Genomic DNA, 22,846 nt, shown 5'->3' on the forward strand with positions numbered 1-22,846 from the left:
CCTTTCTAAAGTGATGATTTTGTGAAACCCGGGGAAAACAGAAGAAGCTGAGATATTTGTCACACTAGAGTAGGGAAGGCACCATGTATAATGAGGTCATCTAAGATTTATATAATCAAAAAATAAGGGAGTTAGCCATGAAACGCGGAGATATCCTGTTGATCGGAACCATCGTCGTGATCGCTTTGGTCTTCTTGGTTCCGAGATGGTTTGGCGATTCAAGTGAAAACAATCACAAAAACGAGAATCGAGTAGCGAGAATCACAGTGGACGGGAAGCTGTTTAAGACGGTGCAGTTGACCGGAGAAGAACAGAAGGTAGACATTATAACGGAGTATGGCCACAACATTTTGAAGGTGCATGACTACGGGATTGAGATGATCGACGCCGACTGTCCGGACAAAGTGTGCCTGACCTTCGGATTTATTGACCGTAACGGTGGGACGATCGTATGCCTGCCACATAAGTTGATGGTTGAAGTGGTAGCTTCAGAAGGGGGAGACGAGGTTGATGCAATCCTTTAATGAATCATCCAGCCTGCTGCTAAAAAGAACGGTGATCGTAGCTATTTTCGCGGCGGTGGCGGTCGTTCTCAGCTTGGTGGAGTCCCTCATTCCCGTGAACATGAGCGTACCTGGGGCGAAGCTCGGACTGGCTAATATTATGGTGCTGACCTGCCTTTATTTTCTGCGAGCCCGGGACGCCTTCATGATGGTGCTGTTAAAGACGCTGCTCACGGCGTTTATTTTCGGGACCTTTTCCAGCTTCCTGTTCAGTATTATGGGGGCGTTGTTCAGCTTTGCGGCGATGTGGTTCCTGCTGCTGGTTGGGCGCAAACGGCTAAGCGTCATCGGGATTAGCATCGTTGGGGGGATTGCCCACAATATCGGGCAATTGACGGCCGCTGCTTTGTATTTTAATACGACGAAAATTTTCTATTATTTGCCGATGCTGCTCATCATGGGGGTTCTGACCGGGATCGCCGTTGGAATTGCCGTGAGATATTTGATTCCGTCGCTGTCGAAGCTGTCTTTATTTGAAGGCTTTTTAGCGGAAACGGCTTAAGCCGGGAGGGGCTTCGCACGACGTACATCTGAGGGGGAGAGAGAAATGGGAGAAACCGGATTCGCTTATGAGCTGAGGGAGGTTTCCTTCGCATACCACCCGGCGCATCCTGTGCTTCAAGATGTTACGCTTAGCATCCCTTCGGGCAGCTGGGTGTCGTTGGTGGGGCCGAACGGCTGTGGCAAATCCACGCTGGCAAAGCTGCTGGGCGGTTTATTGGGCGCTAACAGCGGAGCGATATATGTGGAAGGAACGAAGTTGGATCGGAATACGGTGACTTCGTTGCGTCCACGCATCGGAATGGTGTTTCAAAATCCGGACAATCAATTTATCGGCGCCACGGTTGAAGAGGATATCGCCTTTGGCTTGGAGGGGCATAATCTGCCGCGGGAGGTCATGGTGAAGCGCGTGCGGGAATATGCGGATAAACTGCACATCGGCCATCTGCTGTCCAAGCATCCCGCGGAGTTGTCGGGAGGACAAAAACAGCGGGTGGCCGTCGCTTCCATCTTGGCGATGGAGCCGGGCATCGTGATCTTTGACGAGGCTTCCTCGATGCTGGACGAGAAAGCCCGCGGCGAGCTGCTTGCCATCCTGCGGGACATGAAGCAGAGCGGCCGTTACACGATGGTCTCGATTACGCATGATGCCGATGAGATTATGGCCTCCGACCGGGCGATCGTACTGGGAGGCGGAACGGTAGCCGCCGACCTGGAGCCGGGCGAGCTGTTTCGGGATGAAGCCCTGCTGGCGGAATGCCGGTTAATCGCCCCCTATCGGATTCGGCTTCAACAGGAGCTGAGGCGGCGGGGCGTGACGCTTCCTGCGGGCTTTGAATTGAACGGCGAAGAGGAGGCGCAACTTTGATGGCGATACAGTTCGAGCAAGTCAGCTTCGCTTATGACGAGAGCAGCCTATGGCGGCACAATGCGTTGCTGGAGGTCGACCTCTACCTGGCGGACGGCGTGTTTGCCGGGATTGCCGGGGCTTCCGGCTCGGGCAAATCAACGTTGATGCAGCATTTCAACGGCATTTTGAAGCCGACGGGCGGGAAGGTGCACGTTCTGGATGTGACGATGGAAGCCGGCGGTAAGGCGCCTCCGCTGCGCGAGCTGCGGAGGCGGGTTGGACTCGTCTTCCAGTTTCCGGAGCAGCAGCTATTCGAGGATACGGTGGAGAAGGATCTTTGCTTCGGTCCGCTGAATTTCGGCTGCTCCTTAGACGAAGCCAAGGCAAGAGCCAGACGTGCGCTGGCCCTAGTTGGGCTTGATGACTCGTTCCTCAGTCGCAACCCGCTCCGCTTGAGCGGGGGGCAGATGCGCAAAGTGGCGATCGCCTCGGTGCTGGCGATGGAGCCGGACGTGATCGCGCTGGATGAGCCGACAGCGACGCTGGATCCGCAAAGCCGTGCCGAATTGGCGGAAATGCTGTCGCGGCTGCACCGTGAAGAGGGGAAGACGGTGATCGTGGTAACGCACCGGATGGAGGAAATCCTCCCGTACGCAGAGCAGTGGATCGTGATGAAAGATGGCCGGAAATCGTTCCAAGGCAGTACGGCCGAGCTGGTAAGCGAGGCACCCCGTCTGGAGGCCGAGGGGCTGGCTATCCCGGCATGTATCCGTTACTGGAATAAAGCGGCGGAAATGTACGGCCTGACAGGCGAGCCGCCGTGCTTGACGGCGGAGGCGTTGGCCGAGCGGTTGGCCTGGTTGTTGGATGAGGCTGGGGAGCGTTCCGCCCCGACCTTGCTGTCCGTGGACCGGCCCGTTCCGGTTCGGCCGCCGATTCTATCCGGCACTTCCGGGGAAGGAGGCAGCGGGCATGCGGAATAAGCTGCTGTTTGGGCGCAGTATTGATACCGGCTCTTGGGTGCACGCTGTAGATCCTCGGGCCAAGCTGGCCGGGATGGTGCTGTATCTTGTTGCGATCGTGGCGGTAGGCTCTTGGCCCGCCTTGGCCGTGGCTGCGGTGTTTTCGATCGGCTATATGCTGTCGACCAAGATCCCGCTGAAATATTACCTGAAGGCGGCCAAACCGCTGTGGGCACTGATGGTGTTTATCTTCGTTGTTCAGTGCTTGACGGTGGAGTCGGGGGAGGCGATCTGGCGCATCGGCTCCTGGACCCTATACAGCGGCGGAGTCAGCAGCGGATTCATCGCCGCCTCCCGTATGGGGTTGTTGGTGTCATTCACCGCCATCCTGACGTTTACGACGACGCCGGGGGTGTTGAATCAAGGTTTGAGCGGTGTGCTTAAACCGCTGAAACGGATTGGCGTCTCGCCCGAGCAATTGACGCTGATGATGAGCATTGCGCTGCGCTTTATCCCCACGATTTTGGACGAAACGCACAAGATCCTCAAGGCACAGGCGTCGCGCGGTGCGGACCTGAAGGAGCTGCCGTGGAAGGAGAAGGGGCGCATGCTGGTCTCCCTTCTCGTACCGGTTACGGTCAGCGCCTTCCGCCGGGCTGAAGAGCTTGTGTTGTCCATGGAGTCCCGGGGCTACACGCTTGGCGCACCGCGTTCGGAATACCACCTGCTGGTCTGGAAAGGCCGGGACACTTGGTTTGTGTTGTCCTATGTGGTCCTGGCTGCAGCGGTTGTGGTTTATCGGTTGGTTTGAACCGCCAATGCAAAATTCTCCGCGAGTAAATTCATGTAGATAGAGTTTGATGGGATAGGTTGATAGGTTGGACATTTAAATCATGTGAGGGGGAAACGGCTGTGGCACGTTTTTTTAATGGGAAAGAAGTTGAGCTGCTTGCGCCTACGGGGACGTTCGAAATTTTCAAACAAGTCATTGTAGAGAATTGTGATGCGGTTTATTTCGGAGGACCTAACCTGAATATGCGCCTGATGCGAAAAGGATTTAATTTTAGCCTGGAGGAAATTACGGAGGCAGTCCAGATTGCACACGGGCTTGGCAAAAAAGTGTACGTCACCGTCAACAATTTGCTGAACGAAGGCGAGTTGGACGAGGCGCGGGCATATTTGCGTTTCCTGGAATCGGCGGGACCGGATGCCATCATTGTGCAGGATTTCGCTGTGTTGTCGCTGATCCGGGAGATGAACCTGAAGCTAAACGTGCATTCCTCCGTCATGATGAACGTGCATAACGTGGAGATGGTTCGCGCTTTACAGGAGCTCGGGGTCACTCGTGTCGTCACTTCGCGGGAAATGGATCTCATGACGACCCGCTATCTTCAACAAGCGACCGGCATGGAGTTGGAGTACTTTGTGCATGGGGATATGTGCTCGGTGCACGGGGCGAACTGTTATTTCAGCTCTGCGGTATTCGGGATGAGCAGTAACCGGGGGAAATGCCTGAAGCCATGCCGCTGGGATTATCGTGTGAAAAAAGACGGCAACATCTATCCGGCGGAATACCCGCTGGCGGTCAAAGACATGTTCATGTACGAACATATCCCAGAGCTGATTCACGGCGGCATCACTTCCTTCAAAATCGAAGGCCGCATGCGGGATGCCGCGTTCGTGGTAATGCTCGTGAAGGCGTATGGCGATGCGATCGACCGTTATATTAACGATCCGGTGGGCTTTGAACGCAGCCGGGATACGAAACTGCTTTACGATAACCGCAAGCGTGATTTTTCAACGGGATATGCGTTTGGCCGTCCGGGATTGTCCAACATCAACCGGCGTTACGAAGGAACGGGGAAATTTTATAGCACGGGCAAAGTGTTTAGTACGCCAACGGAGGAGCGGGAGCTCAGCGACAAACGCGTTGCCGTGATTCGCGAGACGCTGGCGGCGGTGGGGAAAGAGAAGGGTACGGTGCAGGAGAATCACGCGGCTCCTGGCGTCTCCGTGCATGTGAATAACATGGCTCAAGCCAAAGCCGCGCTGGAAGCGGGAGCTGACCATATTTATCTCTCCGGCGACGTATTTGAACCGGATCGTCCGTTTACGAAGGAGGACGTGAAAGAGCTGGCGGCATTAAAAGGGAACGCCAAGCTAGTTCTGTGCCTGCCGCGGATGATGACGGAGCTGCATTTTGAGATGTATGACGGCTTGCTGTCGAGCGAACGGTTGCCGATCGACGGCTTGATGGTGACGAATCTGGGGGCGATCCGAAAATTTGCCGACAAGGGTTACCCGCTGGTGGGGGATTTCAATCTGAACGTATACAATCAGCTGGCAGCTGAGTTTTATAGGGAGCGTGGCGTTAGCCGGCTTACGGCATCCATGGAGCTGCCGCTGAAGGACCTGGCAGCGCTACTGGCACATGCCCCAGGGCCGCTGGAGGCTATCGTTCACGGTACACCGGCAATCATGTACATGGAGCATGACTTGTACGAAAACGCTGAAGTGTTCCAAGCCATCGGCGAGGAAGACAATCACTACGTGGATAACAGCATTTTGGTGTTAAAAACCGATAAAGGCGAAAACCCGGTTTACCGGGACGTTCATGGTCGCAACCATCTGATGTTGGCCAAAGAAATCTGTTTGCTGCCCGCGGTGAAGGAATTGCTGGCGGCGGGTCTATCTGTCTTCCGCATCGAAGGGGCGACCTACCGTCCAGAGCAGCTGGCCGAGATCGTGCGCACCTATAAGGCGGCGCTGGCTAACCCTGCGGCAGCCGGAGAGTTGTTTGCCGCGATGAAGCCCGTTTATGCCGGCTATACGCTGGGGGCGTTGCAGTTTGACGGCGGGAGTGCCAGCGGGGCTGCGGGCGCAGGGGCGACAGGAGCAGAGATGGCAGGAGCAGAGGCGTCGGCCCTGAACAACGAAGGCAACGGCGTCAAAGAGGAGGCCGCCGAAGCGCAGGCGGAAGTGGCGGCAGGAGTGCAAGCCTAATCGGGGAAAGGAAGCGAATGAACATGTCAAAATATATCGGACCGGACGAAGTGTTAAAGAAACGGCAGCAATATTTTTATCCTTGCACCAGCCATTTCTATCGAAATCCGCCGCAGTTGGTGAAGGGGGAGATGCAGTATTTGTACGGTCATGACGGGAAGCGGTATACGGATTTTTTTGCCGGCGTATCCGTCGTGGCCAGCGGTCACTGCAATCCGGAAATTGCCGAACGGACGGCCGAGCAGCTGCGGATGCTGCAGCACACGTCCACGATCTATTTGACGCAGCCGAATGTGGATTTGGCGGAGCGGCTGGCGGACGTGCTGCCGGGGAACCTGCGCCGCACCTTCTTCGTGAACAGCGGCTCGGAGGCGAATGAAGGCGCCTTGCTGCTTGCCCGCATGCATACGGGGCGGCGGGGCTTCCTGGCGCTGGAGCAAGGTTTGCACGGCCGGACGTATTTGACGATGAGCGTGACCGGGCTGGCGATGTGGCGGACGGATCCACAGCTGGCGCATGACACGGATGTCACGTTTATCCCCCGGCCGTATGAGTACGGGCTTAGCGCCGACGAGGCGGCACGCCGCTCCATCGCCGCGCTGGAGGCAGCGCTGGCGGAGAAAGGCGGCGATATCGCGGCGATGATCGCCGAGCCGATCCAGGGGAACGCCGGCATCGTTGCGCCGACGGAGTGGTATTTCGCTGAAGTGAAGCGGCTGCTGGAGCAGCACGGCGTGCTGCTCATCGCCGATGAAATTCAGACCGGCTTCGGCCGGACGGGCCGCATGTTCGCCGTGGACCGTTACGGCGTCACGCCGGACATCCTGACGATGGCCAAGGCGCTTGGCAGCGGCATCCCGGTGGCGGGCTTCGCCACCACGGACGAGATCGCTGCCAGCCTGAACCGGCCATCCGCCTCCACGTTCGGCGGCAACCCCGTCTCGTCCGTGACCGCGCTCGCGGTCCTGGACTACATCGAGGCGCATCGCCTGCCGGAGCGGGCCGAGCGCCTCGGTGAGCTGCTGCGCGGCGGCTTAACGCGCCTCGCCGCGCGGTTTCCGCAGCACGTCTCCGACGTGCGCGGCGCGGGGCTGATGCTCGGCGCGGAGCTATGCGCCGAGGAGCCCGCGCGCGGCGCGAAGCTCACCGACGACGTGCTGGAAGCGATGCTGGACCGCGGCTATATCATCGGCAAGAACGGCGTGAACCGCAACGTTCTGGCCTTCCAGCCGCCGCTGGTCATCGACGAGGCCGACGTGCGCGGCATGCTGGACGCGCTGGAGGCTTCGCTGGCGGAGCTGGTGTAACCCGTGCAGCTGGGCTAAGGTCCGCTAGGCGTGAACATGCGCGCCCGGCGGACCAGCGCAGCAGGCGTACCACCCGCCCGCCAGACGTAGACCCGTCTCATTAACGGTAAAAAGTACCTTTATTTTCGGCCCATCGGCCTGTTTCCATCAAAATAACGGTAAAAAGTATCCTTATTTTCCGGAATTTCTGTCAAAACGGACGCCAACCTCAAAATTAGCGGTACGAAATACCGTTATTTTGCCAAAAACCCCGGGTTGCCGAAAAATAAAGGTCGTTTTTACCGTTATTTGAAACTAGAAAGAGTGACGGGGCGCCCCAATATAAATAATCCACGTTATGACCCGTGTTTTTAGGATGAGGAGAGTGACTATCCATGGAAATAGCCCGCAAAATCGGCACCAAAATCCGGTTGTACAGCGAATTGGTGATGTTTTCGCACACGTTGTTTTCGCTGCCTTTTGCCATCATCTCAATGGTTTGGGCGGCGGAGGGGTTTCCTTCGTGGCGCGTGATGCTGTGGGGATTGATCGCCTTGATCGGCGCCCGGAACGGGGCCAACGCCTTTAACCGCGTCGTCGACCGCGTCTTTGACGCGCAAAATCCGCGCACCGCGCATCGCCACCTGCCGCAAAAGCTGCTGGACGCCAAGGAGGTGCTGGTGTTCGTTGCGGTCAACTATGCGATCTTCATTTTCGCTGCAGGGATGCTGAATACGTTGTGCCTGATCTTGTCACCGGTGGCGATTTTCCTGATCTCTTCCTATTCTTATACCAAACGGTTTACGTACCTGAGCCATCTGTACCTTGGCTTTACGATCGCTTCGGCTCCCATCGGCGCCTGGTTTGCGGTTACCGGTCAATTCGCCTTTACGCCGTTTGTCCTCGGCACTGTGGTGATGCTGTGGATCGCTGGGTTTGACATTATCTACGGCTCGCAGGATATCGAATTTGACCGCAATCACGGACTTTGGTCGATTCCTAGCGCGTTTGGTCTCAAGAACGGTCTGCGTATCGCAGCTGGCCTGCACGCGATTATGGTGCTGCTGCTGATTGCCTTAATCCCGATCCGCCACCTGAGCTGGCTTTATATCACGGGAATCATCATCGCCATCCTGCTGCTAATGACGGAACACAAAATTATCAAACCGTCCAACCGGAAGCGGATGAACGTGGCTTCGTACAATTTGAACCAGGTCATCAGCATGGTGATCCTGTTCTTTACACTCGGCGATTACTTTCTGTTGTAAACGGCTGCTGAGCCGTACAGAATAACACCCCCACCCAGACTTACATGGGTGGGGGTGTTGGCGTATATCAAAAAAATCCCTATGCGGGACCGAGTCGGCAAGGGATTGTATCACCAGAAACGTATGTTCGATTCGTGGCACATCTCATATAAGATGGCCTGTATTCGATTTTCATATTATTACTATAAAACATCGGTGAATATAAGTCTATATTTCTGGGATGCCAATTTAAAAGTCAGGTTGTTCGGAGAAGCGCTGTTCATCATGTTGTATTGGATGTACTTCCCGTTTATAGCCATCTATTTCGAAGAGGCGTTGCGCAACCACGCTGCCGGCTTACTATTAGCGCTGCCGCCGCTCTTCAGTATGCTGGGGAACCTGGTGGGAGGGGCTGTCTACAGGCCGGCGAGTTCAGCGATGGTCAAGATAACCTTCCTTTAGGTTCGTGCTTTATTTTATTTCTCCCGCCCGCCAAAATACTTCAGCAACGCCTGCAGATCCCGGTGCGCCGGGTAATGGCTCAGCCGGTTGATGATGTCCTGCGCTTCATCGAGATACTGACGGCTGAGCGCCTCGGTTTTCTCCAGCGCGCCGCTGGCTTGAATCGCCGCGACGACGGCGTCTACCTCTTCGGCAGGGCTGTCTGCCGAAATGGCCCGGATCGCCGGGGCTAGGGTTTCGTCCTGCAACGCGAACAGGACAGGCAAGGTCACCTGGCCGCTGCGCAGATCGCTGCCGGCCGGCTTGCCGAGCTTCTCCGCCGATTGGGTGTAGTCGAGCACGTCGTCGCGGATCTGGAACGACATGCCGAGCTTTTCTCCAAAGCTATACAGCAGCTCGGCCGTTTCCGTATCCGCGCCAGCGGCTTTGGCGCCGATTTGCAGGCATGTGGCCATCAGTTGTGCGGTTTTGTTCTTCGATTTCTCCAAGTATTCGTCGATCGTCACATCATAGTCGAACAGGTGAGAAAGCTGCTGATACTCTCCGAGACACAGCTTGGTTGTGGCCAGGGAGGAGAGGTCGTAGACGAATTTCTCCCGTTCCGCCGAATAGACGGAGATCAGCTCGATGACCCTCGCCGACATATAATTGCCCACATGCAGCGCGCCGCTCACGCCCAGCTTGATATGCATGGCTTTTTGGCCGCGCCGCATTGGGGAATCATCGATAATATCGTCATGAATCAGAGAAGCAGCGTGAATGAATTCTGCGGCGGCGGCGAGCCGCCAGACCTTCTTCTCATCGGGATCAGGGCCGAAGCGGCTGCCGACGATAACCATCAAGGGGCGAATCCGTTTGCCGCCGGAACGAATCAACTCGACGATTGCTTTGGCCAATTGGGAGGAACGAGGGACGTCGCGATCATATTTGACCATGTTCTCAAGTTCCCGATCGACGGTTCTTAAGGGGATGTTCAGTGTTTCCTCAAGCTTCATGTCGCTTCCCTCCTAAACTTGGGCTGGCAGTCGTAGACGCAGGTGCCGAGTGCGTCGGGGGGCGTCAGATCCTCGAACACTCTCAATCCACCGCCGTCTACATCGCCTTGCTGGCGGTGCTGCGGTTGTTGTCTAGCTGCAGGAACCGTTCCCAGGCTTTGAGCAAGCGCTCGTCTTCAGGACGGCCTTCGACGCGTTTGATTTGCAGTTGTTTAATGATGGGAGCGAGATGCCCGAGCAGATCGAATTCTTCCCACTTCAGGCAAAGCTCGACGTAAAAGCTGTATAGATAGTCGCCATCCAACACTTTGCGGGTTAACGTTTCGCCGGGGGCGAGGGAGCCGCATTCGCTATGACGTTGAAGGGCGAGCTTGATTGCGATGTAAATGGATAACAGACGGCATTGGCGAACCTGCGGCATGTCGTATTGCTCCAGCAAGGTTGCCAGTGTTGCCGCTTCTGGATAGGGTAAATCCACAATAATGCCGGCTTCGGGCGATAATTCGCCCTGCAATAAGCGATAAGCGTCTTGGATAAGCTTCGGATTCATAAGGACACACACTCCTTAAAGAGGTAGTTCAAAAAAGTCATCATTGATCACGAACCAACATAGGCAGCGTATCCGGTACCGAACCCTGACTTTTTTGAACATTCGCCTAAATGCAGGCAGGCTTGCAGGGGATCCTCACACCGATTTCGGCAAAAGGATAAAAATGAGAGTAATGTACGCCGCCAGGCGCACATTACTCCAGTTCAAGGTTTCATAAAGAGCTGCGATTATTCCGTGTATAGGTACCATCTTCGTACGAACGGGATTCGTTTCCATTGTTTCTTGAGCCAAGGAAGTACGTAGTAATCCAGACCAAACGTGCTGCCCGATCCGCCGATCAACGCGACGCCTGCGGTCATGTACCACAGCATTTCCGCCGAAGCCATGCTGGAGGACCAGATCATGACGCCCAGCGCGACGGTGGCTGCCGAAGCGACAGCGGTGAACAGGCCAACGATAATCATGATGCCGAGCGCAATTTCGGCAAACACCATAAAGAACTGGAACACAGTCGCCAAAGCGGTATACCCGCCATCTGATGTGTAGAAGAAGACATCCATAAACCAGCTTACGATGCTCTTGATAAATCCAGGTACCGGCAAGGCGGTAACTGCTGTCGAGGCGCTTTCTACCGCCGAAGCTGCCGCTTGAGCATCCACCGTTTTGGTCACTTCACCAGCGGCTTCACTGGCCGCGGAAATGACGTCCGCTTTCGGAGAGGCCGGAATCAGGAAGATGTTCGATGGATCCTTCCAAATTTTCGGAAGCTTATCGAGGCCTTCCTCGAGCCATTTGTAGCCGACGAAGATCCGCAGCGGCAGGAGCCAGAAGTTCGGCGAACGCTTCGCGAAATGGCCGCCTACGAAGCTTCTGCGATTGTTCACGTGGAAGAATTCATGCATCATATAAGTCCAGACTTTGGCAAAACCAGCCACGGTAAACAGGTAATACATATTGATTAAGTGTTTGCAGAACATGGCCATGAAGCCGCTGAGCATAAACATTTTATTCGGGAGCCCAACATTCGCAACGCCGTAGCGGCTGCCGATGCAGACCATCGTTCCGTGGAAGCCCGGTTTATAGGACTTCTTCGGTTTGCCGTGAACGTCCGCATAAATGTTGTGGGCGATAACCGGGCCGGCTTGCTCGGCGTTCTCAACCATCTGTGGTACCGGACGGGTTTCGCCTTCCGGAATGAAGAAGATGTTGTCGCCAACGATATAGACGTTCTCGTGATCGACGCTTTGCAGCTTATCGTTGGTGACGATCCGCTTGCGGCCTTCCTGCTTCACATCGAGCTTGCCAACGAGCTCGGAGCCTTCAACCCCGGCGGTCCAGACGATCGTATCCGCTTCGAGCTCTTTACCTTCGCCAAGCTGTACGCTGGTTGGGGTGACGCCAGTAATTTTAGCGCTCGTAATGATCTCTACGTTCATTTTGTGCAGACGTTTCGTCGCTTTTTCGATCAATTTATCCGGCAGGATCGGCAGGATTTTTGGAGCCATATCGGCGACGACCAGGCGAACCTCGCTCGGATCGATATAGAACTCTTTGCACAGCTCATCGCGGAATTCGGCTAATTCGCCAACCAGTTCCACGCCGGTAAAGCCGGCGCCGACGACAACAAAGGTCAGCATTTTGCGGCGTTTCACCGGATTGCTTACCTTCGCCGCTTCGCTGAACTTACGGCGCACTTGTTCTTTCAGACGTACGGCGTCTTCATAGGACCACAGGGTCAAGGCATGCTCCTCAGCGCCTGGGATCCCGAAGAACGTTGGTTTACAGCCGGTACCGATGACGAGGTAATCGTATTTATAAGTGGCTCGCTCGGAACGAAGCTCTTTAGCGTTAAAATCGATGGCATCAATGGAATCGAGGACGACATCCACTTTTTGCCCGGCAAAAATCTTCTTTAGTTCAATCTTGACGGAATCCTCCGGCGCCCGGTTCGCTGCAACCTCATGCAGCTCCGTCAGCAGCGTGTGGTAGGGATTTCGGTCAATCAGCTGGATCTCCACATCTTTGTCTTTTTTGAACAGTTTGGCCAGATGCTTGGAAGTGACTACACCGCCATAACCGCCGCCCAGAACTACGATTTTCTTCAAGAGATTCACCTTCTCATTTTAGGGTGGATGGTAATATGGGTTTATTTCGCTTGCTCAAGTGCTTGGCTAACGAGCTCGAAATGCGGTTGCAGCGTAATCGTTGCCCCGGCGATCGCGTCCGTTTTGCCCTCTTCGTTAAATGTCACGGCGGCTGGATCTTGTTTTTCAATCAGGTAAGCTTCAGCTTTGGCCACTTCTTCATGCCATTCGGCTTGAGCACCGCCGGCCTTCATTCCATATTTGCCGTCGATCGAATATTGCTTCTTGTCTTCGCCTTTTTCGTTGACGCCGCTGAAGTTCACTTTGACGATCTTGCCGGCGGCGACCACAACGTCAACGGTATCTTTCCAACCGGAATGCTCGTCGAAGGCCGCTCCTTCGGCATGGTAAGTGCCGTCTTTGTACGGGCCAACCTCAACTGGACCAGCATTCAGCGCTTGCTCCGCCAAGTTAAAAAATTCACTTACATGCACGGACACACCCGCGATGGCATCAGTTTTGCCGTCATCCCCCAAGGTGATCGCTTTGGGATCTTGCTTTTCGATCAGGTATTGCTCAACCTTCTCGGCTTGTTCATGCCATTCCGAGGAAGCGCCGCCGGCTTTCATGCCGTACTTGCCTTCTTTGGAATAGGTCACTTTATCGACGGGGGCTTTTTCGCTCAGCGCATTCCACTTGGCTTCCGTGATTTTACCTCCGGCTACCGTCAGCGTCACGTAGGATTGCCATCCGGAATCTGCATCCACTTCACCTTGGGCGAAGTATACACCGTCTTGGTATTTGCCTTGCTCTGCAGCCGCGTTATCAGCTCCTGCATTGGTTTCATTAGCGGCAGAAGTGTTGTTTGCAGGTTGCGCAGAGTTTGCGCCGTTAGCATCATTGTCCGATCCACAGCCGGCCAAGAGACCTAACAACAGCGCACTGCTCAGGATAATTGAAGCTTTTTTCATGATTGAGACCTCCAGTGAATGAAAATATATATATATTAAAATGTGAAGACATTTTAATAACGGATATCAGGTGGGGGACCCTTGAAAAAGGCTGATTTGACGAGGGGTTCGGGAGTCCCGAAACCTTTGTTCGATGGCATTTTAGCATATAAAAATAGGGCTTAATGTGAAATTTATCACATGTAGTGTGATCTAAAACAACTGCTCCAAGCGGCGGAAGCAGTACTACGTAAGGGAATGTCGTGTTCAAAGAATTGCCCAATTTTTAAAATATATATTTTTAAAAGATGGGTCGGCGAGAAGAGCGACGAATCTCCTGTACCGAAAAGAGGGCATACAAACCAAAAGTTCCAAACGTTTTATGAAAATAGTCATGACTCTAACCGATATAAAAAGAAGCGGGCATGCCCGGAAAAACGCGAGACGGAAAGAAGGCATCCTCCTTGACGGTATACAGGACGTTTATTTCGCGCCTATTACTCAATTACGCAGCAGGACTCCTGCTTGCGGTCATCGCGGTCGCGAGCCTTATCGCCGCTGCACCGCTGGATATATCCCCTTCGGACTATGCCTGGCTGATCAGAATTCTGGTCTTGTCGCTATGCTGCATGCTGGGGCTGGAATGGATGGTGTTCACCCGGCAAATCAAGCCCATCCGCAGCGTGTTCATGGAGGAAGTGGGGAGCTACCAAACACTTCAAAATGTCTATATCCGCACACATCGCCTGCCATCGCTTGCTGTCAAGCGGATTCTCGGACCTCATTTGTTTGGTTTGGTCGTCCCGGGCGCGGCCCTATCGTTGGGATTAATCCGGACCGGCCACCTATCGATTTCGCCTTACTACGTGTTGCTGGCTGCCTTAAGCGGAATACTGGTCAGCAGCATGCATGCGTTAGTCGAATATTATTTAACCTCCTATGCGATTCGTCCTGTCCTGCAGGAGCTGATTTCCTGGAGCCGCAGGATGTTTGGCAAAGATTTATCGCTTCACGGCAGGGTTATCGTCCCGGTATCTCGAAAATTAATATGGAGCTTTTCCTTGATGAGTATGGCTCCCTTGCTGCTGTATAGCTTGTCCATGCAGTTCCGGCTTGAGGACCTTGACCATGGAGCTTATGCTTATTGGCAGTGGGCCGGATATATCTTGGCCGTGAGCATCCTATTCGCAGTGATTGGCTCCCGGCTGTTGGCCCGCGAGATCATGCTGCCGATTCAGCATTTGTACGAGCGGATGGCCGAGGTGAAAACCGGCAGCATTCGTACAGCAGCCAGCGATATGTTTTCTGATGAATTTTCTCGTCTGATCACAGGATTTAATCATATGCTGAGCGGGCTGCAAACCCAGGCAGCCCGAAATAGCCAACTGGTAGACAGTTATTTCGCAACTCTGGCAGCGGCGCTGGACGCCCGCGACCCGTATACGGCTGGACACTCGCTTAGAGTGGCTGAATACGCCGTCAAAATCGGTGAGTTGGCCCAGTTGCCCGAAGAACGCATCGATGAGCTGCGCAAGTCGGCGTTGCTCCATGATATCGGGAAAATCGGCATTCGCGATGCGGTTCTGCTGAAGGAGGGCCGTTTAACCGACGAGGAATGGCAGCAGGTGAAGCAGCACCCCGTGCTTGGGGAAGCGATTTTAAAGCAGGTCGAGCCTGCGGATGCGATGGCTCCTTATTTGCCGGGGGTCCGGTCGCATCATGAGCGTTATGATGGAAGAGGTTATCCGGACGGGTTGGCCGGGGAAGAGATCCCGCTTTTCGGGCGGATTATCGCCGTGGCCGACGCCTTTGACGCCATGACCTCAGACCGGCCTTACCGGAAGGGCCTAGCAAGAGACCGAGCGATTGACATTCTGGAGCGAGGCCGTGGAACCCAATGGGATCCTTACTTCGCCGGACTGTTGGTGCAGCATTTTCGCAGCGAGACCCAAAAAAAAGAGTCCAGCTGATCTCGGAGAGAAGCGGGTTCTACGAGCAGGAGTGGGGAGATGGGGATCGGAATTAGCTTTTTGCTAAATCTAAGCTTGTTGATCACGGTCGCTTATTTAGCCAATATCCTATATAAATACGGTTTGCGAAAAATGCCGCAGCGCAGCCTGTACGTCCTGTCTGTTCTAATGATGATTTTTTCGGGCTGGATTTGTATCAAGTTTGGCTTCCGGCTTAATGACGACGTCAGATTCGACCTTCGGGCAGTGCCGCTAATTATAGCGGCATTTGTTTATTCCCAGCCATTAACCTTGATCGTCATCGGCGTCGGGATTGGCCTGGCCCGCCTGACGTTTGGTTTGAGCGATGCAGCGATGGCCGGTTTGTTGAACCTGACGATCTTGGGATTTGTGTGTGCCGGACTTAATCTCTGGATGCGGCGGACAAGCTACCGTTTTGCCATCAAAGGGATCGTAACTATCCTCGTTGTCAATGTGATCAACTCTCTGAACCTTGCCGTAATCGGGGTGGTGCCTCCCAAGCATTATTTGCTGGATATCATGCCGATTGCGCTACCGTTAAGCATTCTGCTCAGTTTGGGATTTGCCCTGATCCTTCGCGATTTTCAGCTTGGGGCAAGACAGAACCTGGAGCTGAAATACGCGAACGAGCTGCTCCGCAAACAGGCCGATGAGCTGCAGAAGGCCAAGATTGGGCTGGAAGACCGGGCGGAGCAGTTAGCTGAAGCATCCAGCCATAAATCGGAGTTCTTGGCAACGATGTCGCATGAATTGCGAACGCCGCTCAACAGTATTATCAACCTGGCGGAGATGATCGCCGAATCCGACGAAGCCAGCGAGGAAATTTCGGAATATGGCCGGATCATTCACAAGTCGGGGGAAGAGTTGCTGCAGATCATTAATGACATTTTGGATTTGTCCAAGGTGGAGGCAGGGCGGCTGGAGATCACGAACGAGGAAGTGGTGTTGGCAGAGATCCCCGTTTGGATGCAACTGCAGTTTGAGCAGATTGCCGCTCAGAAGAAAATTGCATTTACGACCCGACTGGAGGAAAGTCTGCCCGATTCCATCATCTCCGATCCGCAGCGGATCGCACAAATCCTGCGGAATTTATTGTCCAATGCGTTTAAGTTTACGCATGAGGGACATGTAGAGCTAGACATCCGCCGCGCTCCGGCGAAGGGGACGGCCGAAGGGGAATGGCTGGTCTTCACCGTCTCGGATACCGGCATCGGCGTTGCCGAGGACAAGCAGCGGGCGGTATTCGAGGCGTTTCAGCAGGCCGACGGCTCAATTAGTCGGCGATATGGGGGAACCGGTCTGGGCCTGTCGATCAGCAGCAACCTGGCCCGCCTGCTGGGGGGGTACCTCCGCATGGAAAGCAAAGAAGGACAGGGCAGCACCTTTTCCTTCTATTTGCCCTTAAAACCCGCCCGATCCCACTGCGGCGAAGTTCATTCGCAGTCCGAGTTGCCGTGACGAAGGGGTTATCGGTAAAATGAGGAGAAGAAAGGATGGGATGACGAAAATGAAACAAGTAATTTCTACGACCGCTGCGCCAGGTGCCATTGGCCCGTATTCGCAGGGGATTCAACTGGGAGATTTGATCTTTACCTCCGGCCAGTTGGGATTGGTGCCGGAAACCGGTCAGCTTGCCGAGGGTGTGGAAGCTCAGGCTGCACAAGCGCTGCGGAACGTTCAGGCGGTATTGGCTGCAGCCGGGAGCGGATTGGACAAGGTCATCAAGACGACCGTATTTCTGAAGGACATGAATGATTTTGCCAAGGTCAACGAAGTTTACGGTTCGTTCTTCGCTGAGCCGTATCCAGCGCGCAGTGCCGTCGAAGTGGCGCGTCTGCCAAAGGATGGTCTGGTTGAGATCGAGGTTATTGCGGTTAAATAAAATATCCCTTGCGGCGGCTTTTTCGTATTATTAGGTCAACCAGAATTTCTGGTTGGCCTTTTTGTGGGGGGAGGTACCTATGTCGGCCGCTCTCCTTTCGTGATTATCCCGTTGCTTCAGGGAGTGGGGGGGATCGATCTCCGCTGCGAGGGAGTGGAGAAAACCAATCTCCGCTTCGAAAATGGATTAGATGCGCCCCCTCCCCGATTCTGAACAAAAGGGATAATCGTGCAAAAGGACGCGTGAAAGGGCCCAAGGGGGGTGGATCTTTAGTCCCGCTCATGCGAGCGCAGAAAGGCAATCCAGAGTGCGTACACGATCAAGGCTAGCGCTCCGGCGCTGGAGGCAATGGCCACAATTTGGTGCAGCTGAGGACCGGCTGCAATGGCGCCATACCCCCACGCGAACGTGAGCGGGACGATCGCGTCACGCCATCGGAATCCAACAAAGCAGGCGCTGAGGATCCCTACCACGAGCAGCAGGAGGGTGAGTCCAAGATGTGATGGAACGGAAACGGAAGCTGCGGAAATCGAGGTTGCAGAAATAGAGGGATGGGTTAGCAAGGCGTCCACGCTGGCAAGAGCTGTAACGCAGATCCATCCGAAATATAAGCTGAACGGCAGGCGTACGAACCAGATCTCTGCGGCTGACGGGCGAAGGATATTCCGGGTACTGCTGTACATCGAGGCCGCCACGAACACGAGCAGGAACAACGCCAGGATAGACAGCAGGGGTTGCCGCTCCCCTAGTGTGATCCACACGATGGATAGGGTGCAGAAAAGCAGGAAGCGCACTGGCATAGGCGTCACAGAAAACGGCTCGCGGTTAGGCCGCAGCAGCGGGTAAAGGACCCAGCCGGTCAACAGGGCATAAATGAGCAGCCATATCGTAAAAGTATAGCCCGCCGGCGTGAGGAGCGCGTATAATCCGTGGGGAAACCCTTGGGGCCGGCGCAAGCCAAACGGAAGTGCTGCTGCCGCCAGGTTTGCCGCCATTAACGCCGCAAACGAGGCGAGATTCAACCAATGACCAGACCGACCGCGCAACATGGGAATACACCTCCTTGAATCTTTTTTTGTACTAGAAATATTCCCCATTTCTCCTCAAATGATAAGGGAGAGTATAGAGAGGCAGCGGGACGGGAAGGAAGGCGGTTTTATAAGCAGCCGTTTTCGTATAAGATGTTAGTAATGAATTTGGCTAGAATTAGGATAACCGACGGGAGATCACCATGAATCAACGTCTTTATGGAATATGGCTGGGCGATGTATTGTTTTGCTTCTCCGGCGAAGTATCGGAGTCGAAGGTGGATGCTTGGACCGCCGTGCTCCGGCGCAAGGAGCTGGAGCCGGGAGTCCGGCCGTTTCAGCATGCCGTGCTTCGGTTGGCAGAGGTCAGGTATCCGGTCTCTTCCGTGCGGAGGTCATACAAGAACGGGGAGCGGCGCAGTCTGATCGGCCGATCCCTGGAAGGATTGGCTTTGCCTGTGCCGGAGGCTTGGCGTTTGCTGCTGCATTGGGACGAATCCGTCTGGGAGGAGCAGGGAATCAAGCCGGGCGCGGAAATGAGCTATTGGAGCAAGGCGGCCAAGTTCGCCTTAGAGCTGCTGCTGCGCGGCCGAATTGCGCCATCCATCCGTCCGGTGGCGGCCACCGGACGCCGCCGCGGGTCGCAGGGTCAAATGCGCGCGGCTTGGGGACCACTCCTGACCGAGCCGGCCGACGAGGCACGGTTCCGGCGTCTAGCCGGGGCGATGCCGCCGATCTGTATCGCCGCCGTGCAAACTGGGGCAGGGGCATCCTCTGAAGACGAGGGGACGCTGGAGGATCGGCAGATGGCGGTGCTGCATTCTTTTTTAACGGCAATGATTGATCACGAAGCGCGCGGGGCGGTTCAGGATTTGGGACGGAAGCTGAATGCCAGCCGGGCGGACTATCACCGGGGTTCGTCGCCGCTGGCGGAGTTGTGGTGGAACGGCTTGCTAACCGGCGCACAGCCGCCGGATATTCAAGGCAGTGCGACGGAGCTGGATCAGCTGAGTGCAGACATCGCTGCTGCTGGCGGCGGACGTCCCCGAGCTGAGGAAACCGAGACCGGCGGTCTGGAAACGGGAAGCTTGCGCCTCTGCCTGCGTGTGGAACCGTATCAGGATGGTCATGGCGAGACCGCGGAGGGTGAAGCAGCGACTGCACTTTGGCGGCTAAGCTTCTGGGCTGAGGGAGCTGAGAATCCCAGCGTGCTGCTGCCAGCCGGGCTCATCTGGAGCTATCCCGGGCCCGACATGGAAATTCACGGTCTTCTGTACCGGAACGTACAGGAGAACTTCCTGCTGCGGCTGAGCAAAGCAGCTGGGGTATCCCGGGAAGTGGCCGCAGCGATGGAGCACCCGCGCCCGCAGGATCTGCTCATGGACCCCAAGGACCTGATTGCGTTCTTAAGCAAGTCGGTGCCGGCGCTGCGCAAGCTTGGCGTGAACGTGCAAATGCCAAGCCGCTGGACCCGGGAGGGACGGCGTTCCGCCAGCATCCGTATCAGAACCCGAGGGTTCGCGAGCGGGATGCCGGAGGGCGGTGGTGACGGGATGCCAAGGCTGGGAGTGGATCAGCTGGTCGATTTTGAAGCGGAGGCGCTGCTTGGGGGGCGTGAGCTTACCCGGGAAGAGTTGATGGAGCTGGCGTCGGCGAAGCTGCCGCTCGTTTTTTTTCGCGGCGAATGGATTGAAGTGGATGCGAAGGAGATCCGGCAGGTGCTGAAGTTCATGAAGCGCCATGAAAACGGCACCTTGACCTTCCGCGAATTGATGCACCTCGCTTCCGGCGATCAGGAAGTCCAACTGGAGGGCGTGAACATCGCCGGCATCGAAACCACCGGGATGTTGTCTATCCTGATGGCAGGCGGAGCTGTTCGGCAACTCCATCCGCGCCCGGTGCCATCCGGATTAAACGGAACGCTGCGCCCCTATCAGGAACGTGGATACCAGTGGCTGGTCACGATGCGCGAGCTGGGTTTCGGTGCATTGCTGGCCGACGATATGGGTTTGGGGAAAACGGTGCAGGTGATCTCCGTGTTGTTGGATGGCGTTCAGCAGGCAGGGGCCAAAAGCTTGATCATCTGTCCGACTTCTTTGCTAGGCAACTGGCAACGGGAGTTTTCCCGGTTTGCTCCGGGGCTAAAGCTATACGTGCACCACGGGAGCGACCGTTACCGCGAGGAGCGGTTCTTGCAGGAGTACCGGGCATGCGATGTGGTTCTGACGACGTATCAGCTGGCCGGCCGCGATGCGAAGGAACTGCGTTCGGCGGAATGGACGACGGTGGTGCTGGACGAAGCCCAGTACATCAAAAATTACGGAACCAAGCAAGCGCAAAGCGTGATGAAGCTCAGCGCGCCTCACCGAATCGCCATGACGGGCACCCCGGTGGAGAATAGGCTCAGCGAATTGTGGTCGATTTTTCAATTCCTGAACCCGGGATACTTAGGCACGCATGCCTCGTTTCGGACGCGTTACACCGGGTCTGGGGGAGAACAGCAAGCAGCCGAGCTGCAGAAGCTGCGGAAGTTGGTTGCGCCGTTTCTGCTGCGCCGGCTCAAGAGCGATCCGGACATCCGCAAGGACTTGCCGGAGAAAATCGAGCTGAAATCGTATTGCTCGTTAACCGTTGAACAGGCTCGCTTGTATCAATCGGTGACGGCGGAGCTGCTGGATCAGATCGGAAGCCAGAGCGGCATCGCCCGCAAAGGATTGGTGTTATCTTCGCTGACCCGGTTAAAGCAAATTTGTGATCATCCCGAGCTGGTTGTAGGAAGCCGGCCTGCGAAGACGGCCGCTTTTGGCCGCTCCGGCAAAATGGAACGGCTCGGCGAGCTGCTTGACATGATTATGGACAACGGAGAAGGAGCGCTGATCTTCACGCAATACGTACGGATGGGTGAACTGCTGCAGGAGCGATTAACGGAGCGGTATGGTGTACGGCCGTTTTTTCTGCACGGCGGGGTGCCGAAGGCCGAGCGGGATCAGATGGTCCGGGCTTTTCAGGAGGGCGAAGGCTCGCCGATTTTCGTGTTATCGCTGAAGGCTGGCGGCGTCGGCCTTAACCTGACCCGGGCGAATCATGTGGTCCACTATGACCGGTGGTGGAATCCGGCGGTGGAAAACCAGGCGACGGACCGGGTATTCCGGATCGGGCAGCAAAAGAACGTCGAGGTACATAAGCTGATCTGCCAAGGAACGCTGGAGGAACGAATCGACGAATTAATCGAGCGAAAAAAAACGCTGTCTGAGCAGGTGGTTGGCTCCGGTGAGCAATGGCTGACGGAAATGAGCGACGAGGAGCTGCGCAACCTGATCGTGCTGCAGGAAAGCGGACTGTTCCCGGAGGGAGCGTTTGGTTGAGCGAAAAAGATAGGATGCCGAAACAATAAGCTTGCTGAGACTTGCTGAGAGGAGGAACACGCATGACCAGGCCCAAGACGAACGCGCAGGAACTTGCCCAGCCGGTTGTCCGCTATGAAGCCGGCGGGCTGCAAGTGGAACTGGAACGGGATCATGTGGTGTTGATCCCGCTGGCCCCAGCCGCAGAGCAGGAAAAGCAAGCGCTGCTGCGCCAGCTCGCGGAGCGGCCGCGCCTTGTGGTGGCGCTGGCCGAAAGCGGGGCCGGCGGCATTGCGAAGCTGCTGCCGGCAGATCGTGCGCCAGGCGCGCCTGGCGGCGTGCGCTGCGCGTGCGGCGACCCCGGCTGCGCCCGGCTGGCGCCGGCGCTGGCCGCTGCGCGTGCGGCCTGGGCGGCCGACGCCGAGCTGCGGCTGCGCCAGCTCGGCTGGACGCGCGAGGCGCTGCTCGCCGCCGTCTGGGCGGCCTGGGCCGCCGAGGCGCCGCTGGCGGACGCCGAAGCGGCGCTGCGCCGTGCCGCCGGGCCGCGCGGCGCCCGGCGCGAGGCCGCCGGCCCGGGCGGTCCGCCGCTGGCCGAGCGGCTGGCAGAGGCAGCCGAGCAAGGCCGGCTGCACCAGCCCGGGCCGGAGTTCCACGACGTCGACGTGGAACTCGGCCCTGCGGCCCGCCGGCGGCAGGCAAACAGCCGCCGGCGGGCCCGGACCCCGCGCCGTGGGCAGCGCTGCTGCCCGGCGTGCGGGGGGCGGCGACGGGGCTGTCGCTCGTCGCCGAGCGGGTCATGCAGCGGGCGGAGGAACTCGCCGCCCCGCTGCGGCGCAAGCCGGACTGACTGCTGTGCACGGTCAGTCCGGCCAAGCGCCGCCTCGCACGGCGGCGCCCAGAGGCGCCTTATCGCGCTACGGCCTGTGGGCCCGCCTCTTGGGCGTCCCCCTCATACATGCCCCAAAATGTTCATTTCCCACCTCTCCACACCCCATTCATGGGCTGGTTCGGCAAACTTCTTCACCCCGCACTTTCACCGAATGGAAAGGATATTGTACCATCAAAATCAGCAGATCTCGTGCAGCCAAGGCCAGTGTTCCTTAGGAGCACAAAGGGGCATTTGAGGTCCCGTAATTGGAGCTTGATGG

Annotated in this window: 19 protein-coding genes; 14 read left to right on the top strand and 5 right to left on the bottom strand. The window is 56.3% G+C overall.

Annotated elements, in window-relative coordinates; genetic code table 11:
* The first annotated feature begins 137 nt into the window (after positions 1 to 137).
* The 9 genes from NSQ80_RS02970 (at position 138) to NSQ80_RS03010 (ending at position 8,874) form a co-directional block, all read left to right on the top strand.
* Entirely contained in the window at positions 138 to 524 is a 387-nt protein-coding gene (locus NSQ80_RS02970) for a NusG domain II-containing protein (RefSeq protein ID WP_323078933.1), read from the top strand.
* Positions 511 to 1,065 (top strand): Gx transporter family protein, encoded by a 555-nt coding sequence (locus tag NSQ80_RS02975; protein WP_009224032.1) that lies wholly within the window; start codon positions 511 to 513, stop codon positions 1,063 to 1,065. The genes NSQ80_RS02970 and NSQ80_RS02975 overlap by 14 nt, the downstream gene beginning before the upstream one ends.
* Positions 1,066 to 1,110: 45 nt before the next feature.
* On the top strand, positions 1,111 to 1,932 hold the full coding sequence (locus NSQ80_RS02980) for an ATP-binding cassette domain-containing protein (protein WP_009224033.1): 822 nt from the start codon (positions 1,111 to 1,113) through the stop codon (positions 1,930 to 1,932).
* Positions 1,932 to 2,897 carry an ATP-binding cassette domain-containing protein gene (locus tag NSQ80_RS02985; protein WP_323078935.1) on the top strand — a complete coding sequence of 322 codons (966 nt, stop codon included), beginning with the start codon at positions 1,932 to 1,934 and terminating at the stop codon, positions 2,895 to 2,897. The genes NSQ80_RS02980 and NSQ80_RS02985 overlap by 1 nt, the downstream gene beginning before the upstream one ends.
* The gene (locus NSQ80_RS02990) at positions 2,887 to 3,687 is read left to right on the top strand and encodes an energy-coupling factor transporter transmembrane component T (protein ID WP_009224035.1); all 801 of its coding nucleotides are present in this window, start codon (positions 2,887 to 2,889) and stop codon (positions 3,685 to 3,687) included. Before NSQ80_RS02985 ends, NSQ80_RS02990 begins: the two co-directional genes overlap by 11 nt.
* 101 nt (positions 3,688 to 3,788) lie before the next feature.
* On the top strand, positions 3,789 to 5,879 hold the full coding sequence (locus NSQ80_RS02995) for a U32 family peptidase (RefSeq protein WP_009224036.1): 2,091 nt from the start codon (positions 3,789 to 3,791) through the stop codon (positions 5,877 to 5,879).
* A gap of 23 nt (positions 5,880 to 5,902) precedes the next feature.
* Positions 5,903 to 7,186, top strand: a complete 1,284-nt coding sequence (locus tag NSQ80_RS03000; protein ID WP_323078937.1) for an aspartate aminotransferase family protein — start codon at positions 5,903 to 5,905, stop codon at positions 7,184 to 7,186.
* Positions 7,187 to 7,560: 374 nt separating this feature from the next.
* Positions 7,561 to 8,433: a UbiA-like polyprenyltransferase gene (locus NSQ80_RS03005; RefSeq protein WP_009224038.1), complete on the top strand. Its 873-nt coding sequence runs from the start codon at positions 7,561 to 7,563 to the stop codon at positions 8,431 to 8,433.
* 57 nt (positions 8,434 to 8,490) lie between these two features.
* Positions 8,491 to 8,874 (top strand): hypothetical protein, encoded by a 384-nt coding sequence (locus tag NSQ80_RS03010; RefSeq protein ID WP_323078939.1) that lies wholly within the window; start codon positions 8,491 to 8,493, stop codon positions 8,872 to 8,874.
* Positions 8,875 to 8,888: 14 nt separating this feature from the next.
* On the opposite strand, the gene NSQ80_RS03015 is transcribed toward NSQ80_RS03010, so the two are convergent.
* The 4 genes from NSQ80_RS03015 to NSQ80_RS03030 all read right to left on the bottom strand — a co-directional run bounded on the left by NSQ80_RS03015 (position 8,889) and on the right by NSQ80_RS03030 (position 13,474).
* Positions 8,889 to 9,869 carry a polyprenyl synthetase family protein gene (locus NSQ80_RS03015; RefSeq protein ID WP_339301294.1) on the bottom strand — a complete coding sequence of 327 codons (981 nt, stop codon included), beginning with the start codon at positions 9,867 to 9,869 and terminating at the stop codon, positions 8,889 to 8,891.
* A gap of 97 nt (positions 9,870 to 9,966) precedes the next feature.
* Positions 9,967 to 10,419: a hypothetical protein gene (locus NSQ80_RS03020; protein ID WP_009224041.1), complete on the bottom strand. Its 453-nt coding sequence runs from the start codon at positions 10,417 to 10,419 to the stop codon at positions 9,967 to 9,969.
* Positions 10,420 to 10,646: 227 nt separating this feature from the next.
* The gene (locus NSQ80_RS03025) at positions 10,647 to 12,524 is read right to left on the bottom strand and encodes an NAD(P)/FAD-dependent oxidoreductase (RefSeq protein WP_036644464.1); all 1,878 of its coding nucleotides are present in this window, start codon (positions 12,522 to 12,524) and stop codon (positions 10,647 to 10,649) included.
* Positions 12,525 to 12,565: 41 nt separating this feature from the next.
* Complete coding sequence (locus NSQ80_RS03030) at positions 12,566 to 13,474, bottom strand: FMN-binding protein (RefSeq protein ID WP_323078945.1); 909 nt, start codon at positions 13,472 to 13,474, stop codon at positions 12,566 to 12,568.
* Positions 13,475 to 13,917: 443 nt separating this feature from the next.
* Here NSQ80_RS03030 and NSQ80_RS03035 point away from each other — a divergent pair, with 443 nt between their 5' ends.
* From NSQ80_RS03035 to NSQ80_RS03045, 3 genes are read left to right on the top strand one after another with little or no spacing between them, the layout of a single operon-like run.
* Positions 13,918 to 15,423 carry an HD-GYP domain-containing protein gene (locus tag NSQ80_RS03035; RefSeq protein ID WP_339301297.1) on the top strand — a complete coding sequence of 502 codons (1,506 nt, stop codon included), beginning with the start codon at positions 13,918 to 13,920 and terminating at the stop codon, positions 15,421 to 15,423.
* A gap of 39 nt (positions 15,424 to 15,462) precedes the next feature.
* Positions 15,463 to 16,902, top strand: a complete 1,440-nt coding sequence (locus NSQ80_RS03040) for an ATP-binding protein (protein WP_050769706.1) — start codon at positions 15,463 to 15,465, stop codon at positions 16,900 to 16,902.
* A gap of 49 nt (positions 16,903 to 16,951) precedes the next feature.
* On the top strand, positions 16,952 to 17,326 hold the full coding sequence (locus tag NSQ80_RS03045; RefSeq protein ID WP_036644589.1) for a RidA family protein: 375 nt from the start codon (positions 16,952 to 16,954) through the stop codon (positions 17,324 to 17,326).
* Between the two features lie 269 nt (positions 17,327 to 17,595).
* Here the strand turns inward: NSQ80_RS03045 and NSQ80_RS03050 are convergent, their stop codons facing one another.
* Positions 17,596 to 18,375, bottom strand: a complete 780-nt coding sequence (locus tag NSQ80_RS03050) for a hypothetical protein (protein WP_339301299.1) — start codon at positions 18,373 to 18,375, stop codon at positions 17,596 to 17,598.
* A 182-nt stretch (positions 18,376 to 18,557) separates the two neighbouring features.
* Between NSQ80_RS03050 and NSQ80_RS03055 the strand changes: the two genes are divergently transcribed.
* Positions 18,558 to 21,719, top strand: coding sequence for a DEAD/DEAH box helicase (locus NSQ80_RS03055; protein ID WP_339301301.1), 3,162 nt, complete (start codon positions 18,558 to 18,560; stop codon positions 21,717 to 21,719).
* Positions 21,720 to 21,781: 62 nt separating this feature from the next.
* Positions 21,782 to 22,822, top strand: a complete 1,041-nt coding sequence (locus NSQ80_RS03060) for a hypothetical protein (protein ID WP_339301303.1) — start codon at positions 21,782 to 21,784, stop codon at positions 22,820 to 22,822.
* The last annotated feature ends 24 nt before the right edge of the window (positions 22,823 to 22,846 follow it).

The organism is Paenibacillus sp. FSL K6-2441, assembly GCF_037964765.1.
GTDB classification, from domain to species: Bacteria; Bacillota; Bacilli; order Paenibacillales; family Paenibacillaceae; genus Fontibacillus; species Fontibacillus phoenicis.